The 17,236-nt window shown below is 37.7% G+C and carries 11 protein-coding genes; 5 read left to right on the top strand and 6 right to left on the bottom strand.

Annotated features, from left to right (window positions below; translation table 11 throughout):
• Position 1 precedes the first annotated feature (1 nt).
• Complete coding sequence (locus OL225_RS09825) at positions 2 to 811, top strand: enoyl-ACP reductase (RefSeq protein WP_264518113.1); 810 nt, start codon at positions 2 to 4, stop codon at positions 809 to 811.
• Between the two features lie 245 nt (positions 812 to 1,056).
• Here the strand turns inward: OL225_RS09825 and OL225_RS09830 are convergent, their stop codons facing one another.
• From OL225_RS09830 to OL225_RS09855, 6 genes are all read right to left on the bottom strand, one after another.
• Positions 1,057 to 2,496 carry a glycoside hydrolase family 30 protein gene (locus OL225_RS09830; protein WP_264518114.1) on the bottom strand — a complete coding sequence of 480 codons (1,440 nt, stop codon included), beginning with the start codon at positions 2,494 to 2,496 and terminating at the stop codon, positions 1,057 to 1,059.
• 41 nt (positions 2,497 to 2,537) lie between these two features.
• A complete protein-coding gene (locus OL225_RS09835) occupies positions 2,538 to 3,347 on the bottom strand; it encodes a glycoside hydrolase family 16 protein (RefSeq protein ID WP_264518115.1) in 810 nt (269 codons plus the stop codon).
• A gap of 85 nt (positions 3,348 to 3,432) precedes the next feature.
• On the bottom strand, positions 3,433 to 5,655 hold the full coding sequence (gene bglX, locus OL225_RS09840) for a beta-glucosidase BglX (protein ID WP_264518116.1): 2,223 nt from the start codon (positions 5,653 to 5,655) through the stop codon (positions 3,433 to 3,435).
• Between the two features lie 9 nt (positions 5,656 to 5,664).
• Positions 5,665 to 7,089 (bottom strand): glycoside hydrolase family 30 protein, encoded by a 1,425-nt coding sequence (locus tag OL225_RS09845; protein ID WP_264518117.1) that lies wholly within the window; start codon positions 7,087 to 7,089, stop codon positions 5,665 to 5,667.
• A gap of 3 nt (positions 7,090 to 7,092) precedes the next feature.
• Positions 7,093 to 8,652 (bottom strand): RagB/SusD family nutrient uptake outer membrane protein, encoded by a 1,560-nt coding sequence (locus OL225_RS09850; protein ID WP_047375820.1) that lies wholly within the window; start codon positions 8,650 to 8,652, stop codon positions 7,093 to 7,095.
• Between the two features lie 11 nt (positions 8,653 to 8,663).
• On the bottom strand, positions 8,664 to 11,585 hold the full coding sequence (locus OL225_RS09855; protein WP_264518118.1) for a SusC/RagA family TonB-linked outer membrane protein: 2,922 nt from the start codon (positions 11,583 to 11,585) through the stop codon (positions 8,664 to 8,666).
• Between the two features lie 176 nt (positions 11,586 to 11,761).
• Here OL225_RS09855 and OL225_RS09860 point away from each other — a divergent pair, with 176 nt between their 5' ends.
• The 4 genes from OL225_RS09860 to OL225_RS09875 all read left to right on the top strand — a co-directional run bounded on the left by OL225_RS09860 (position 11,762) and on the right by OL225_RS09875 (position 17,177).
• A complete protein-coding gene (locus tag OL225_RS09860) occupies positions 11,762 to 12,946 on the top strand; it encodes an MFS transporter (protein ID WP_264518119.1) in 1,185 nt (394 codons plus the stop codon).
• A 16-nt stretch (positions 12,947 to 12,962) separates the two neighbouring features.
• Positions 12,963 to 13,751, top strand: coding sequence for an NUDIX hydrolase (locus OL225_RS09865; RefSeq protein ID WP_264518120.1), 789 nt, complete (start codon positions 12,963 to 12,965; stop codon positions 13,749 to 13,751).
• A gap of 128 nt (positions 13,752 to 13,879) precedes the next feature.
• Complete coding sequence (locus OL225_RS09870) at positions 13,880 to 15,058, top strand: acyl-CoA dehydrogenase family protein (RefSeq protein ID WP_047375331.1); 1,179 nt, start codon at positions 13,880 to 13,882, stop codon at positions 15,056 to 15,058.
• A gap of 160 nt (positions 15,059 to 15,218) precedes the next feature.
• Entirely contained in the window at positions 15,219 to 17,177 is a 1,959-nt protein-coding gene (locus OL225_RS09875; protein WP_264518121.1) for a T9SS type A sorting domain-containing protein, read from the top strand.
• The last annotated feature ends 59 nt before the right edge of the window (positions 17,178 to 17,236 follow it).

Raw genomic sequence — 17,236 nt, forward strand, 5'->3', positions numbered from 1 at the left:
TATGTCATACGGTTTACTTAAAGGCAAAAAGGGAATTATTTTTGGAGCCCTTAATGAACAATCTATCGCATGGAAAGTTGCTGAAAGATGCCATGAAGAAGGTTCTGAATTTATCTTATCCAATGCTCCTATTGCTTTAAGAATGGGAGAACTAAATGGTTTAGCAGAAAAAACAGGTTCTGAAGTAATAGGTGCTGATGCTACTTCTATAGAAGATCTTGAAAAACTTTTTGATGCCGCTGTTGCAAAATTTGGAAAAATTGACTTTATCCTTCACTCTATCGGAATGTCTATTAACGTAAGAAAAGGAAAACATTATACAGAAATGAACTACGACTGGTTGGAAAAAGGCTGGGATATTTCCGCTGTTTCTTTCCATAAAGTAATGCGTGTAGCATGGGAAAAAGATTGTATGAACGAATGGGGAAGTATTTTGGCGCTTACTTATATCGCGGCTCAGAGAACATTCCCGGATTATAATGATATGTCTGATAACAAAGCTTATCTTGAAAGCATTGCAAGAACTTTCGGAAACTATTGGGGAGAAAGAAAAGTACGTGTAAATACAGTTTCTCAGTCTCCTACAATGACTACTGCGGGTAGCGGAGTGAAAGGTTTCGGAGGATTCCTTGGATATGCAGAAGATATGTCTCCACTAGGAAACGCTACAGCTCTTGAATGTGCTGACTACTGTGTAACTTTATTCTCTGATCTTACTAAAAAAGTAACCATGCAGAACCTATTCCATGACGGAGGTTTCAGCAGCTCAGGGGTTACTCAGAGAGTGATCAGTAAATATGATACTGAATAATAATTCATCGAAAAAATAACAAACTGATAAAGTTTCGTTTACCATAAAAGAAAACCCATGAATCCGTTTCATGGGTTTTCTTTTCTCTATTATCCGGAACCTCATCCATTTTCATTTGGAATCAAATAGAAAAGTCTTTCAAATAGAAAAATTCAGTAATTAATTTGAATGAATAAGCTGTATAAAATAAACCCGGCGGCCTCTTCGAGGCCGCCGGATCTGTCAAAAATAATATTAATATGATATTATAAAATTACGGTCTGTATAGAGTGTGCAGGAGCATTCAGTTTGGCAGCCATTCCTTCAATCCATAGGTTTGTTTCAATATCATTGTCTGAATCATTCATAATAACAGTTACCAATTGTCCGTTTTCATTCATAAAAGCAGAAGATGTAAGCGCGGCTCTGTTGGATGAGCTGCCGATTCTCTGAGCATTCGGCTTGATATATTTTGAAACGTGGCCTATATAATAGTATTCATAGGTATAGAACACCTCTCCTGTTTTGGTATCTGCAATAATCGGGGCAAAACAGAAATTTCCTTTATGATTAGGTCCTCCGGTTTCATCCAATAGAATATTCCAGTCGGTCCATAAAGCATTTCCTTTGTTGAAATCATTCAGCATATTTTTGCTGTACAGTTCCCCCAGACTTACATCATAGATCTTATCCATACTGAACTGTTCTTTACACCCTTCAGTGAATGCCAGAAATTTATCCGGAAAAGCTCTGTGAGTTTCTGCTAAATTATCAAAAAGCTGCGTTTTATTATTCCATGTTTCATACCAGTGGTATCCGATTCCGCTAGCATATTTTGATGTTTCGGGATCACTTAAAGTGGTGGTTGCTCTTTGGTAGATAAGGTCTCTGTTGTGATCCCAGATCATTACTTTTTTATCTTTATATCCGTTTTTCCAAAGGGTTGGCCCAAGGTTCTTTTTCAGGAATTCTCCTTCTTCTTCAGCAGTGTAGATACATGATTCCCAGCTTTGGGTAGCCATTGGCTCGTTCTGAACGGTTAATCCCCAGATATTAATTCCTCTCTTTTCGTATTCTTTGATGAATTTGATATAATAATCTGCCCACGTCTGGTAGTATTGATTTTCTAATCGTCCGCCTTTATACAAGCTTTTATTTGACTTCATCCAGGCTGGCGGACTCCATGGGGAGAAATAAAATGTGAAATTATTTCCGATCGCTTTCTGTGCTTCTTTGATCATCGGAATTTTATACTTCTCATCATGAGCAACGTTGAACGTTTTCAGAGAAGTGTCATTATCTTCTACATAAGTGTAAGAATCACTGGAGAAGTCACAGGAATTCATGTTGGTACGGACAACTGTGTATCCCAACCCATTTTTTCCAAAGTAAGCATCCAGGATTTCCTTCTGTTTATTCTTTGGCATTTTATAAAAAGTCTCTGCAGATGCATCTGTGATAGCACCACCAATTCCTATAAGTTTCTGATATTTAAAATGGGGAGCCACAAAAATACAGGCTTCTGTTTCTTTGGGTTGTCCAAATTGTTCAAATTTAACGGCTCCTTTATCCACCATCTTCTCATCCGCTTTCGAGTTAGTAAGGATCACCTTAGCTGTTTTTCCTGCATTCTTTTTCCAATAATTCTGCGCACTGACATTGATGACAACGCCTACTACAAAACAACTTACAATTAGTTTTCTCATGATTTTTTTTTCTGTTTTTGGACCTCTTGTCCTCATTTTCATTATTTATTTTGATAGACTCTCACGTAGTCTATGTAATACTTCTGTGGAAAAATAGTATCATCAATCCCTTCTTTTCCACCCCAAAATCCTCCTACAGCAAGATTTAGAATGATAAAATAAGGTCTGTCAAAAGGCCATGCCTCTTTATTTTCCTCTTTATTTTCATAGGTGAAAAATTTCTGGTCATCTATGTAAACGTCAATCTTTTCCGGGGTCCAGTCTGCTTTATAGACATGGAATTTTTCGCTGGCATCCTTTACAAACAAAGTATCTGTTTTCTGTGTTCCCTGAATATGGTTGTATTTTTTAGTATGGACGGAAGCATGTATAAATCCCTGGTTGTATCCTACATGTTCCATAATATCCAATTCACCATCATCCGGCCATTTTTTCATATTCTCACTCATCATCCAGATTGCCGGCCAGGTTCCTCGACCTTTGGGAAGCTTTGCTCTTACTTCTATGGTTCCATATTGAAAAGCAAATTTTCCTTTGGTTAAAAGTCTTGCGGAAGTATATTTTTTGTTTTCCCAGTTTTCTTTTTTGGCTTCAATAATCAGATTTCCTTTTTCCATTCTGGCATTTTCAAGCCTGTTTTTGGTATAAAACTGAGCTTCTTCATTTCCAAAACCGCTTCCTCCGGTATCATAATTCCATTTTAATGAATCCGGAAGTCCTTTACCATTAAATTCATCACTCCAGATCATGGTTCTGTGAGAATCAGGTTTATGGGAAACACAATTCAAAACAGAAAAGAAGAAAGCTCCTGCTGCACATATTTTGATGATATTTTTAGCTTTGAAATTCATGTGTATTAGGTTTTAAGTTTTGGCTAAAGCCATTTTTCTGACGTTTTAATGAGCGGGTTAAAACCCGCTCCTATTGAATTGAATTTTATTTCGTCCAGTTAATTCTTTTGGTCTGCACATTTTGAGAGTTGGTTCCAATCATAATATCAAATTCTCCTCCTTCCCAGTCAAAATTCAGATTATCATCAAAGAATTTCAAATCTTCCGGGGTAAGCTTAAAATCTATCTTTTTACTTTCTCCTTTTTTGATGAATACTTTCTGGAATCCTTTCAACTCTTTTACCGGTCTTACTACTTTCCCTAAAAGATCTCTGATATAAAGCTGAACAACCTCTTCACCATCATATTTCCCTGTGTTGGAAATGGTAACACTGATATTCAGGGTCTGATTTCCTGTAAGGCTTGCAGAGCTTAAAACCATATCAGAATATTTGAAATCTGTATAGCTTAAGCCATATCCAAACGGATATTTCGGATCATTATCAAGGTCTATATATGCGGAAACATAGTTTCTGTCTGTATTATTTTTTGCCGGTCTTCCTGTATTATAATGATTGTAATACACGGGAATCTGGCCTTCTGTTCTCGGAAAGCTCATTGGAAGTTTCCCACCTGGATTCACAGTACCGAAAAGAACATCTGCAATAGAGTTTCCTGCTTCAGTTCCCAACCACCATGTGTACATGATGGCAGGAATATTGTCTGATGCCCAGTTGAAAATCAGAGGTCTTCCGGCATTGATCATCAGAATAATTGGTTTACCTGTTTTGGCAATTTCTTTCAACAAATCTTCCTGAACGCCTGTAAACCCAATATTACTTCTGCTTTTTGCTTCTCCGCTCATCGCGTGACCTTCTCCCAATGTCAAAATAACAACATCCGCTTTTTTTGCTGTTTCAACGGCTTCTGCAAACTGGCTTTTATCCTGATCATCAACGTTACAGCCTTTAGCATATAATAAAGTAGAGTTTTTATCCAGCTGATTTTTAATTCCGTCAAATTGTGAAACAATTCTTTGATTATCGTCTTTGAATGCAATAGACCAGAATCCGTGATTTGCCACTGTTTCTTTACCGAAAGGTCCGATCAGGGCAACTGTTTTTACCGTTTTTGAGAGGGGAAGAATATTTCCCTGATTTTTAAGAAGAACAATACTTTTTGATCCGAATTCTCTTCCGAATTTTCTGTTCTCCTGATTATCGGTCTGTTCTTTCTGCCTCTTTTCATTACTGAATCGGTAAGGATCATCGAAAAGGCCCATTTCAAATTTTTTGGTTAAAATTCTTCCCGTTGCATCATCTACCAGTTTTGGATCTACTTTCCCTTCTTTCACCAGCTTTGGAAGTTCTGCCATATAGACACGGCTTTCCATATCCATATCACTTCCTCCTTGTATTGCTCTTTCTGCGGCTTCGTTAGCATCTTTGGCATAACCGTGAGGAACCATTTCTCCAATACTTCCCCAATCTGAAACCACAAAACCTTTATAGTTCCATTTTCCTTTTAGCAGATCTCTCTGAATATATTTGTTGGCCGTGGCCGGAATTCCGTTGATATCATTGAAAGAGTTCATAAAAGTAGCTACTCCTGCTTCTGCTGCGGCTTTGAATGGTGGAAGGTAAGTTTCATTCAACTGTCTGAGACTCATATCTACAGAATTGTAATCCCTTCCACCTACAGCGGCTCCATATGCTGCAAAATGCTTTGCACAGGCCATTACCGCATCAAGACTTCCTAAACCTCTGCCCTGAAATCCTTTGATTCTTGCTAATCCTATTTTTGTTCCAAGGTAGGTATCTTCCCCGGAACCTTCCATTACTCTTCCCCATCTGGGATCTCTGGCAATATCCACCATGGGAGCAAAAGTCCAGTGAATACCATAAGCAGCAGCTTCTGTAGCGGCAATTCTTTCCGATTTTTCTATCATTCCCATATCCCAGCTTGCCGCCTGTCCCAGGTTCACCGGAAATGTGGTGCGATATCCATGGATAACATCCTGCCCGAACAATAGAGGAATTTTCAGCCTTGACTGCATCGCCAGTTTCTGGAATGATCTGGTTTCTTCTGACCCTACCACATTCAGCATAGAACCTACTTTACCTTTTTTAATTTCTTCCAAAACGGCTGCTGAATTAGATTTCTGAGGCCCTGTAGCATATTCAAACCCACTGTACTGGACCATCTGCCCTACTTTTTCTTCAAGGGTCATTTTAGACAGCAATTCTGCTACTTTCTGATCAATTGTCTTTTGTCCGTAAGCATTCAATCCCAATGCGGAAAATGCCAGTAAGAAATAAACTCTTTTCATAGTATCAAATTAAAAAATATAGGTTGCTGTAGAACGTCCTGAAATTGTTACAGCAGCGGTTTTCCCGGCAAATTTAATATTAAAATTCTCATCTGAAGGGCTATCGTTCTGCACAATTAAAACTATTTTCCCAAATTGAGTCTTAAAAGCCGCAGTTGAAAGCTTATCCGTCTGTGTGGACGCAATACGCTGAGATCCTGCCGGAACAAATTTCGAAGCATGGGCAATAATATAGTAGGAAACATTTCTTGTGAAGTTTTCGCTATCGGAAACTGTAATGGCTCCTTTACATTCTGTACACCCGCCTTCTGTATGTGGGGCAAATTTTGGATCGTTGGCAAGATTCCATTCTAAAGCAATTTTGCTCCAGTTTCTCATAGAACCTATGATTACATTTTTGGTGTGCCAGTTCAGATCTTCGGTAAAAGTTCCTTTTGAACCGGTCCATTGTTCGGTAAAGTATAGATTCTTGTTTGGAAAAGCATCATGTACCGTACTTAATGCAGAAATATCTCCTTCGTACAAATGAAAAGCAGATCCGTCTATATACTGATTAGCTTCAGAATCTTTTAAAATATCAATAGCATATTCAGGTTTGTTGCAATTATGATCGTAGACAACAATTTTGGTAGTGATTCCGTTGGTTTTAAAAACCGGACCAAGATGGTTCTTAATGAAATCTCCCTGTTGCTCAGACGGCATATACAAACTCGGGTTATTTCCCGGATGTAGAGGTTCATTCTGAGGGGTTACTGCATCAATGATAATACCCTCCTTTTTCATTCCCTGGATATATTTTACAAAATATTGGGCATATGTTCCATAAAATTCGGGTTTCAGACTTCCTCCTTTTGACTTCCCATTGTCTTTCATCCATACCGGAGCTGACCACGGTGCAGCAATGATTTTAATAGAAGGATTGATCGTCAGAATTTCTTTCAGCATAGCAATCAACGCTTTATCTTTTGCCAGGCTAAAATTTGAAAGAGAGGGATCAGTCTGTCCTTCAGGCAGATCATCGTATGAAAATACTTCGCCATCAAGATCGGAAGCACCAATACTAAGTCTTAAATAGCTGATGGAGATTGAATTTTTATCCTTTCCAAAGAGTTCGTTAAGCAGCGCTTTTCTTTTGGAAGGCGACAATCTGTTGATTACCTCAACACTTCCTCCTGTTAATGTATAGCCAAAGCCATCAACATATTGAAACTTTTGAGAATCATCAATTTCAATATTCTGGAAGCTATTGGTATTATTTACAAATTTAACCGAGGTCTGCTGCTGTAATTTTACACTTTCATCACCTTTTGTAAGCCAGTACTGCACTTCATTTCCCTTATTGGATGCTACTGAAGTACACGACAAAGAAAAAAGGGCCACACCACTAAGTAGTGCGGCACCTCTAAAGAAACTATATAAGTTGTGAAACTTCATGTGTTAGTAACCAGGATTTTGTTTTAAAGCTGTATTCGGCAATTCATTGAAAGGAATTGGAAGAATTTCATTTTTATTGGCTTTAAACCCCTTGAAGGCAAGCTTAGAAGGAGCATCTCCCCATCTGACAAGATCAAACCATCTGTGTCCTTCTCCTGCGAGCTCTCTTCTTCTTTCATCTTTAATAGCCTGTAAAGAAACCGGAACCGATGGTAAGCCTACTCTTGTTCTTACGGCATCTAATAAAGCCTGGGCTCTTGCCCCTGCACCACCTAAAGCTTCTGCTTCCATCAGATAAGTATCTGCTAATCTTATAGCAATATAATTCTGTCTGAAATTCAGCTCAGCCGGACCTGGAAGTGAGCTTTTTAAAGCATTCGTAGGTAAATATTTATTAAGGAAATATCCTGTATCTGCAAAAGCAGGAGCATAAGTGACTTTACCTTCTGTCACCAGTTTTTTTGCATTGAAAACCGTTACATCCAGTCTTGGATCTCCCTGCATAAAACTTACAAAATTCTCTGTTACAGTATTAAATGCCCATCCTGAATAGATATCTGGTGCATTATTACCCGGGACATTTTTCAGTGAGTAAGAACGAGGGCCAACCATTACATTGATGGAGTTTCCTTCATCTTTTCCCTGTCCCCAGAACCCCCAGTCGGAACTTCCTTTGTTGGTATGCATTATTTCAAGGATAGATTCTGATAAGAATTTGTATTTATTCGGATCCTGATCAGTTTCCAGAGCAACTTTAAATAAATCTGCATAATCTGCTACAAGCTTGTATCCATACTGGCTGGTCCCTCCCGGTGTGCCATTTACTTCGGCAAACTGAGCCGCTGCTTGAGGCATTTTTTTATCATAAAGATAAATTTTACCCAATATAGCTCTGGCCGTTCCCTGAGTGATACGTCCTTTATCACTGATACTAGGTGTCATCATCAGGTCAGGAATAGCAGCGAGTATATCACTTTCTATCTGCGTATAAACATCACTAGGCTTAGCCTGTGGAATATTCCAGTAATCGTCATCAAACTTTATGGTTTTAAGAATTAAAGGAATATTTCCAAACATTCTTAATAATTCAAAATAATATAAAGAACGGAGAACTTTGGCTTCTGCAATATATCTCTTTTTAAGATCTTCATTCATATTTGCTCCCGGAACTCTTTCTATTAGGAGGTTCGCACGTGCAATTCCCTGATAATAATCTTTCCAGTAGCTGGCAGGCATCGTATTCGGGTTAATCATATAATTGTTCAATCCCTGGATACCCGCACCATCATTTGAGCTTCCACCACCGGAATAAAAGTCATCAGATCCTGCATTAAAGAAAGTAACTGTATTCTCGAATCCGCTGGAATATTTTCTTAAAACATCATATACGGAAATCAGTGCACTAAAAGACTGCTGCTCATTCTGAAAATACAGATCAGTATTAAAAGATCCTGAATTCTGTACATCATCCAGATAGGAATCACTACAACCTATATTGGTAAAACTAAGACCTGTCAGAAACGCAACGGCAAGTCCTTTATATATAAAATTCTTATTTTTCATTTTGTTGGTCATTAAAATTGAATATTAGCTCCTATCAGGAATGTTCTGGCTTGAGGATAATACGCTCTGTCTACCCCGATAATATCCTGCTCAGAATTGTTTCTTCCTGCAATTTCCGGATCATATCCGGTATATTTCGTGAAAGTAAGCAGGTTTTCTCCTGTGATATATAGCCTTACTTTACTCATTCCAAAGCGTTTAGTAACATCCTGAGGAATGGTATAGCCTAACTGAACAATTTTCAAACGTACATAATCTCCTTTCTGAAGATAATAATTAGACATCCATGAATAGTTATGATTAGGGTCATTACGGGTAATTCTCGGATTATCATTGGTAGATCCTTCACCTGTCCATCGGTCTAAGATTCTTGTCTGGTAATTCGCATCAGGAATATCTAATCTTCTCAACCCCTGGAAAATCTTGTTACCAGCCTGCCCTTGTGCAAACATCATCAGGTCAAAATTCTTATAGCTCATGTTCACGGTAAGTCCAAAAGTATATTTTGGAATAGAGCTTCCTAAGTTTACTTTATCATTATCATCAATTTTCCCATCTCCGTTATTATCCTGCCAGATAAAGTCTCCAGGTTTTGCATCAGGTAGTAATTTTACTCCATTGGCATTTACGTAATTATCAATTTGTGCCTGATTCTGGAAAACCCCGCTATAAGTCTGCCCGTAAAATGATCCGTAAGGCTGCCCTACTGCTACTCTGGATACAGCTCCCATGGTCTGGAAAGAAGCCAGGTTGAAGTATTCAATATCATCCTCTAATCTAAGAACTTTGTTTTTTATGGTAGCAAAGTTACCATTCACCGAGATGGTGAAATCTTCCCAGTTCTTTTTATAACCTAATTCAAGTTCAACACCTGTGTTTTCCATATCTCCAACGTTTGACCAAGGTAGGTTAGGAACCCCTACATAACCAGGAATATTGATTTGTCTAAGGATATCGGTTGTTTTCTTCTTGTACCAGTCTGCGGTCAGGGTAAAGTTGTTGAATAATTTTAAGTCTGCAGCAATGTTCAGCTGACTTGTCTGCTCCCATTTCAGGTTGGGATTTTCCATTGTACTTGGTGCATAACCAATGATAATATTATTACTGGAGTTGGTATAATTACTTCCAGAAACCATGAAACTTGCAAATCTGAAGTTATCCATTTCATCATTTCCTAATACTCCATAACCTCCTCTCAACTTCAGGTTATTTACTACTTTATTCTCCGGCCAGAAGTTTTCTTTATGAACATTCCATCCTAAGGACATTGACGGGAAAGTTCCCCAATGCTGATTCGTTGCAAACTTTGAAGAACCATCTCTACGAATTGTTCCTGTAAATAAATATTTGTCTGCATAATCATAAATAATTCTACCAAAATAAGATGCTTTACGGGTTTGAATCCCATCCCATCCTGTTGCAGTAATATTATCCTGAGGAATATTAAAATTGAAAGAAGCATCCTGCCAGTTATCAATAGGCAGATTACTGTATGTCAGACTAGCTCCGCCAGCGATGTTGTATCGGTATACTCCCTGTCCTATCATAATGTTGATATTATGATCACCAAACTTATTCTGATAGGTTAATGTATTTTCCATGCTCCACTCAAACTTATTTTCGTCTACCTTATTCAGGCTGTTGAAGCTGGTATTGTTAAAATTGGGGCTTAAATAGTATTTCGGGGTGAAAGTACGGCTTCCCCAATAGGATTTCTTACCATTTAAACTTGTTTTGAAGGTGAAGTGATCCAGAAACTTAAGTTCGGCAAAAACATTTCCCACGAAATCATCTGACCAGTTATAATTCCCCTGCTGTAAGTGGCGGAAAGCCTGAGGGTTGGTCATTTCATTGTTTACATATCTTGAAATTCCATAAGGGCGTCCCTCAGAATCGCGGATGATGTAAGGATTGGTATAGCCGCTTGGATCTACCATTGACCAGTCTGTTACCACTACCGGAGTGATAGGATCCAGGTTAACTGCTGAAGCCAATGGACCTCCAAATTCCTCATTGGCACTTACTCCCTGAGATTTTACGTGTGTATAAGCAAAGGTTTGACCTATCGTCAGGTAATCAGTAACTTTATGGGTTGAGTTGAATCTGGCATTAATTCTTTTGTAATTGGAAATATCACTCATTACAATACCCGTCTGGTCAAAATATCCAAATGATGTATAGTATGTTGATTTTTCATTACCTCCTGTAATGCTTACTTCGTGAGAAGATTTTTCACCTGTCCCGAAAATAGCATCCTGCCAGTCGGTTCCTTTTCCAAATGATTCCGGATTAGTAAATCTAGGAGTTCCTCCATCATTTACAAAACCTTCATTGATAATTTTAGCATATTGTGTAGCATCCAGAAGATCCAGCTTTTTTGAAGCATTTGAAAAACCATAAAACCCATTATACGAAAGGGTCAGTTTTCCTTTTTTTCCTTTTTTAGTAGTAACCAGGATTACTCCTTTTGCAGCAGAAACACCGTAGATTGCGGATGAAGCACCATCTTTTAATACTTCAATACTTTCTATATCCGACTGGTTAAGCCATCCGATATTGTCTACTACAATACCGTCTACTACCCATAGAGGACTGTTACTTCCTGCACCAAAACTGGTAATACCCCTTACACGTACAGTAGCAGCAGCTCCAGGCTGTCCTGAGTTCGTCACTACAGAAACTCCGGCAGCCCTTCCTTGTAATACCTGTTCTGGCTTACCGGATGGAATATTCTCAATATCGCTGGCTTTAATACTTGCTATAGCACCTGTCACATTACTCTTTTTCTGAGTACCGTAGCCAATCACTACAACTTCGTCTATTTTGTTTTCTTTAGCAATTGTGTCCTTCGCCTTGGTGGTCTGGGCACTGAAGTTGGCCGTAAAATAGAGGACGGCAACCACTCCTACGCTTCGTGATATTCTTACATTCATATACAGTTATTGTTTAATTCTCAAATTGAGACAATAAAAATATATTTTTTTTCAATTAATTAACATTCTATTCATAAATATTTTAATTTTTCTTTTATTTTTCAGGGTTAGAAGCCCTATCTTCGCATCAATATTTCATAAATTTTCACAAAAAAACAATAAAGAAGTCTCCCAAAATGATCATCAAGCTTTCTAAAATTTCTCTTCCGTTAAAACTCACCTTTCTTATTTTTTCAATGGTTTTGAACTGTATGGGATTGATCATTCTGCAGCTGTCTGAAGAGAAAATCACCTATGGAGAATTGGGTTTTTTAGAATCATTTAAAGACTTGCCCATCGCTTTTATTTCTCTTTTTGCAGTAAGTTTCATTAACAAAACGGGAACAAAAAAAGCACTGATTTCGGCTTTGATAATTGTTGGCTTTTGTTCTTGTCTGCTGCCATTTATAGAAGTTTTCTGGTTTTTCAAATTATGGTTTGCCATCATTGGAGCCTGTTTTGCCATTGGTAAAATTTGTGTTTTTGGAATTATCAGGAATAATATTTCGGATGAAAAATCGCTGGCAAAGACGATGAACAGTGTAGAAGCTTCATTTATGATCGGAATCTTTGTAGTTAATACCTGTTTTGGATGGGTGGTATCCAGTGAATACTCTGAATATTGGAAATTTTGTTTTTTATTAATTGCTTTCTTATCTGCATTAACAATATTCCTATTATCAAAAATTACAATTTCTGAGGCCAAACCTTTGGAAAACACAAGTGTATTCTCTGAACTTTCAGGGTTTGTAACTCCTTCTATAACATTATTTCTTGGGGTTATATTTTTTATCGTTTTTGTAGAGCAGGGATTCAACTCATGGCTTCCCTCTTTTTATAAGAATCATCTGAAAGTCAATTCATTTTTTGCCCTTCAGGCAACATCTTTTCTGGCGGTATTTTCTTATGTGGGAAGAACAGTAACAGCCAATATTATCCGAAGATTTTCATTGCCGGGCTACTATCTTTCATGTATGGCTTTTATCATTTCTTTATTGGCAATTATTGTAGGTGTGCAGTATTTTGATTCAGCAGATTCAAAGATAATTCTCTTCTTATTTCCGGTGATCGGTTTATTTTTGTCACCACTCTACCCTGTCATCAATTCAAAAATGATTGCACAGATGGACAAGGAAAAAGTAAACTTATTCACCTCTCTTATTGTTATTTTTTCCTCACTGGGCAGCTCTGTAAGCTCGATTATCATGGCAGTTCTGTTCGAAAAACAATTATTAAATTTTTATCCAATATATATCTTATCTTTCGTAATTCTTCTTTTTGTGACTAGTTTGGTATTTTTTAACGTTTCAAAAAGAAAATAGTTTTATTTTTACAGCCATGAAAATCAAAGACACAAAAAGTAAAGAAACACTTCGGGAACTTATTGATACCAAAGATTTTGTTGCCCATATATCTGTTGACTGTACTATATTCGGCTTTCATAATAATATTTTGAAAGTCCTGCTTTTAAAGTATCACGATCTTGACTTATGGTCACTTCCAGGTGGTTTTGTTTTCAATGATGAAGATTTAAGGGAAGCCGCAGCAAGGGTTTTATTTGAAAGAACACATCTTAAAGATATATTTCTGAAACAGTTTCATACGTTCGGAAGAATAGACCGTACAGAGAATAATGTTCATCAGATCCTTCTCAACAACAAAGGAATTGAGGTACCTGAAGATCACTGGATCTTTCAAAGATTCATCACGGTAGGCTATTGCAGCCTTATTGACTTTTCAATGGCCAATACTTTCCCTGATGCCTTCAATGAAAGCTGTGAATGGTTTGAAGTAAGCAATCTGCCTAAGATGGCATTTGATCATGACCGAATCATAGAAACAGGGTTAGAATATCTGCGGATGAACATCAATACAGAGGTAGCGGCCAGCAATCTGCTTCCCGAAAAGTTTACGATGAAAGATCTTCAGTCTCTTTATGAAACTATTTTAGGACAGAAATTCAGAAGAAATAATTTCCAGCGTAAAATTTTAAGTTTAAATATTCTTGACAGACTGGAAAAATTGTATGATGGCTCAGCCAATAAAGCGCCCTATCTGTATAAATTTAAAAGCAAGGTCCACAATTCTACCAATCAGTATCCTATATCCAATGATGAGGAGACTTAAAACACAGAATTTATCTTATAAACAAATAAAAAGAGCATTATCTGTCTGAAAACCAACTGAAATATAAGTTTTCAAAAAAATTTTCAAGACACCACGAAAAATGTTACTTTTAACCAAATCAAAAAATCATGTCATATTATCCTCTTACAAGCATCCCTGATTATTATGGAATTGATGCTTTACTTACTGAAGAACACAAACTCATCCGCCAATCTGTAAGAGACTGGGTTGAAAGTTTTGTAATGCCGCAGATTGATCATGCCGCTCAAAATCATACAGATATACCTAATCTTATGAGAGAATTGGGGAAAATCGGAGCACTGGGACCTTATATCCCGGTTGAGTATGGCGGTTCAGGATTAGACCAGATTTCTTATGGTCTTATTATGCAGGAATTGGAAAGAGGAGATTCTGCAGTACGTTCTGCTGCTTCGGTTCAGAGCTCTTTGGTGATGTTTCCTATCAATGAATTCGGTTCTGAGGAACAGAAAATGAAATATCTTCCTAAGCTTGCTGCGGGAGAAATGATCGGATCTTTTGGATTGACAGAACCTAATCACGGTTCTGACCCAGGTTCTATGGAAACGTATTTTAAAGATATGGGAGATCATTATCTTTTGAATGGGGCTAAAATGTGGATCACTAACTCTCCTCTATGCGATATCGCTGTGGTATGGGCAAAAAATGAAGAAGGAAAAGTACAGGGACTGATTGTTGAAAGAGGAATGGAAGGTTTCACCACTCCTGAAACTCACAATAAATGGAGCTTAAGAGCTTCAAAAACCGGAGAATTGGTATTCAATGACGTAAAAGTTCCGAAAGAAAACCTTCTTCCTGGAGTAACAGGACTGAAGGGGCCTTTATCTTGTCTTAACTCTGCCAGATACGGAATTTCATGGGGAGTAATCGGTGCTGCCATTGACTGCCACTGTACTGCTGTTCAATACGCTAAGGAAAGAAAGCAGTTTGGAAAGCCAATCGGTTCTTACCAGCTTCAACAGAAAAAACTGGCTGAATTCTTAACAGAGATTACAAAGGCTCAGTTACTATGTCTTCAGTTAGGAAATCTTAAAAATGCCCACAAAGCAACTCCGGCTCAGATTTCTATGGCTAAACGTAACAACGTCAATATGGCTATTGAAATTGCCAGAGAATCAAGACAGATCCTTGGTGGAATGGGAATCATGGGTGAATTCCCAATGATGAGACATGCTGCTAACCTGGAGTCTGTGATTACTTATGAAGGAACACATGACGTTCATTTGTTAATCACTGGTTTAGATATTACAGGAATTAACGCTTTCTAAAGAAAGACAAACATATAAAGAAAGAGTCTGGCCAATGGTCAGACTCTTTTGTTTTACTCACTTTGCAGAGAATTGATATTCAATGAATAATTGTTGATGTTGCAATATTTTCAAAGATTTATTAAAGTTATTACCTTAATACCATAGAAAATATATCAATATGAGAAAAATCACAACTTTTTTACTAGGTCTTACCGCTCCATTCTACTTTGCACAGCAGGCTGGAGATGTTGTAAGTGCAGAACAGAAACTGGATTTAACGCCACAGGGAGTCATCAATTTTATCTCCAATAATCTTGGTGATCAGGATGCTCCGGAATTTGCCAGCTATCTGAACAGTTTTAATGTGGGCTTAAAGGGCTACAAGATTACTTATTACACCAAAAACGAAAACAATGTTCTTGTAAAAGCTACCGGACTGCTAATGTATCCCAATGTAGGATTCAAATTATCAACAGTTGTATCTGATCATGGCACAACAGACAGCAGAAATAATGTTCCGTCTAATTTCAAAGGAGCATTAACAGCAGGCTTTGTTGTTGAATTGTCTTACGTCCTCAATGGCTATATTTTAATGGCTCCTGATTATGTAGGGATGGGAACCGGAGACGGAGTACACCCTTATGTAGATTATGCCACAGAAGCAGGCGCTACCATTGATTTCATTACCGCTGCTAATAAAGTACTGGCTCAATTGGGTGTCAAACGCTATGATGAGTACTTTTTAGCCGGATATTCCCAGGGGGCCCATGCTGCGATGTCTACTTTAAAAAGATTAAGCATTTCAAATCCCAATAATATCAAATTCAAATATGCTTATATGGGAGACGGACCGTATGATTTCTCCGGTGTGACTTTAAATAAAGGAGTTCTGGAAAAAGATATTTACCCGTTTACCTCATTCCTTGCCAATGTTCTTCACACCTGCAACAATACGGGATATAAAACATACAATAGCAATATTTCAGAAGTTATTTCTGCAGAATACCTTGATAAATACAACTATCATGTTGTACAGGATAATGGCGGACTTTTATGGGGCCCTGTAATATGGAGAAAACTCTTTACAACCAGCTTCGTAAATGATGTCACCAATAATCCCAATAACAAGCTGAGACAGTGCATGAAACCTAAAGATGTGTACGATTGGTACAACAAAACACCTATGACATTGGGGCATTCTACTGTCGATTTAGCTATTCCACCTGAAAACACTTCCAAAACCATAGATGTTCAGCGCGGATATTATCCTTGGTGGGATCTGAATAAATACAAGCTGGATTCTTTCTACTGGGGACCGCTTGGGCACGTAGGAGGAATTCTTCCCTTTACTCTAGCTTCCAATGCCAAATTCAATACTTTACGAAGTGGCGGGCTTCTTAATGAATGGGCTATTGCAGGGTCTATCTTCGGTAAGCAGTCAGCTGAGAAAACGAATGAAAAGCCTTCCCTGCTATCTTCACAGATCAAACCGGATTTGGGCAGCATGCAATTGGTTGAAATTACGGATTTTAACAAAGAAAAAGCTCAAAGCAGAACAGCTAATGACCGCAGCTTATCAACTTTAAAAGACGGAGTTTATCTATTGAAAATATCGGAAAATAATGAAAATAAAATAATTCCGTACATCAAAAATACCCCTAAAGAAATTGCTGAAAACGAGATTGTACAATCAGCAAATGCATCGCTTTTACAATTAAAAGTTGATCAGGAAGAACTTACTGCTGTGAATATTTTTGATGAAAATAAAACGTTGGTAAAAAGCATTTCTCAAAAACAGTACCGTGAAGCCGGAGGAATCAACCTTCAGGATCTGGAAAATAAAAACTATACGCTTGAAGTAGTTACGCCATATTACAATCTTCAGTTCAATAAAGCTGTTGGCAATACTCCATCATCAGAAAGCAGTACTGATATTTATGCTCAGAAACAGCAGATCATTGCAAAATCCGCCAATGACATTAAAAACATCAGCATTTACAGTATTTCCGGTACTCTGATCGTTCAGCAGGAAGTCAATAAACCTTTATTTGAATCCAGAAACCTAGAATCTGGCGTGTATCTGGTACAAATCACGCTTTCTAATGGAAAAATTATTAATAAAAAAGTAAAACTGTAAAATCAATCACTCTTCATATCTCATTTCAAGTTAATTTTTGGCACTTCAGCAATGAAGTG

Source organism: Chryseobacterium viscerum, assembly GCF_025949665.1.
GTDB lineage: Bacteria > Bacteroidota > Bacteroidia > Flavobacteriales > Weeksellaceae > Chryseobacterium > Chryseobacterium viscerum_A.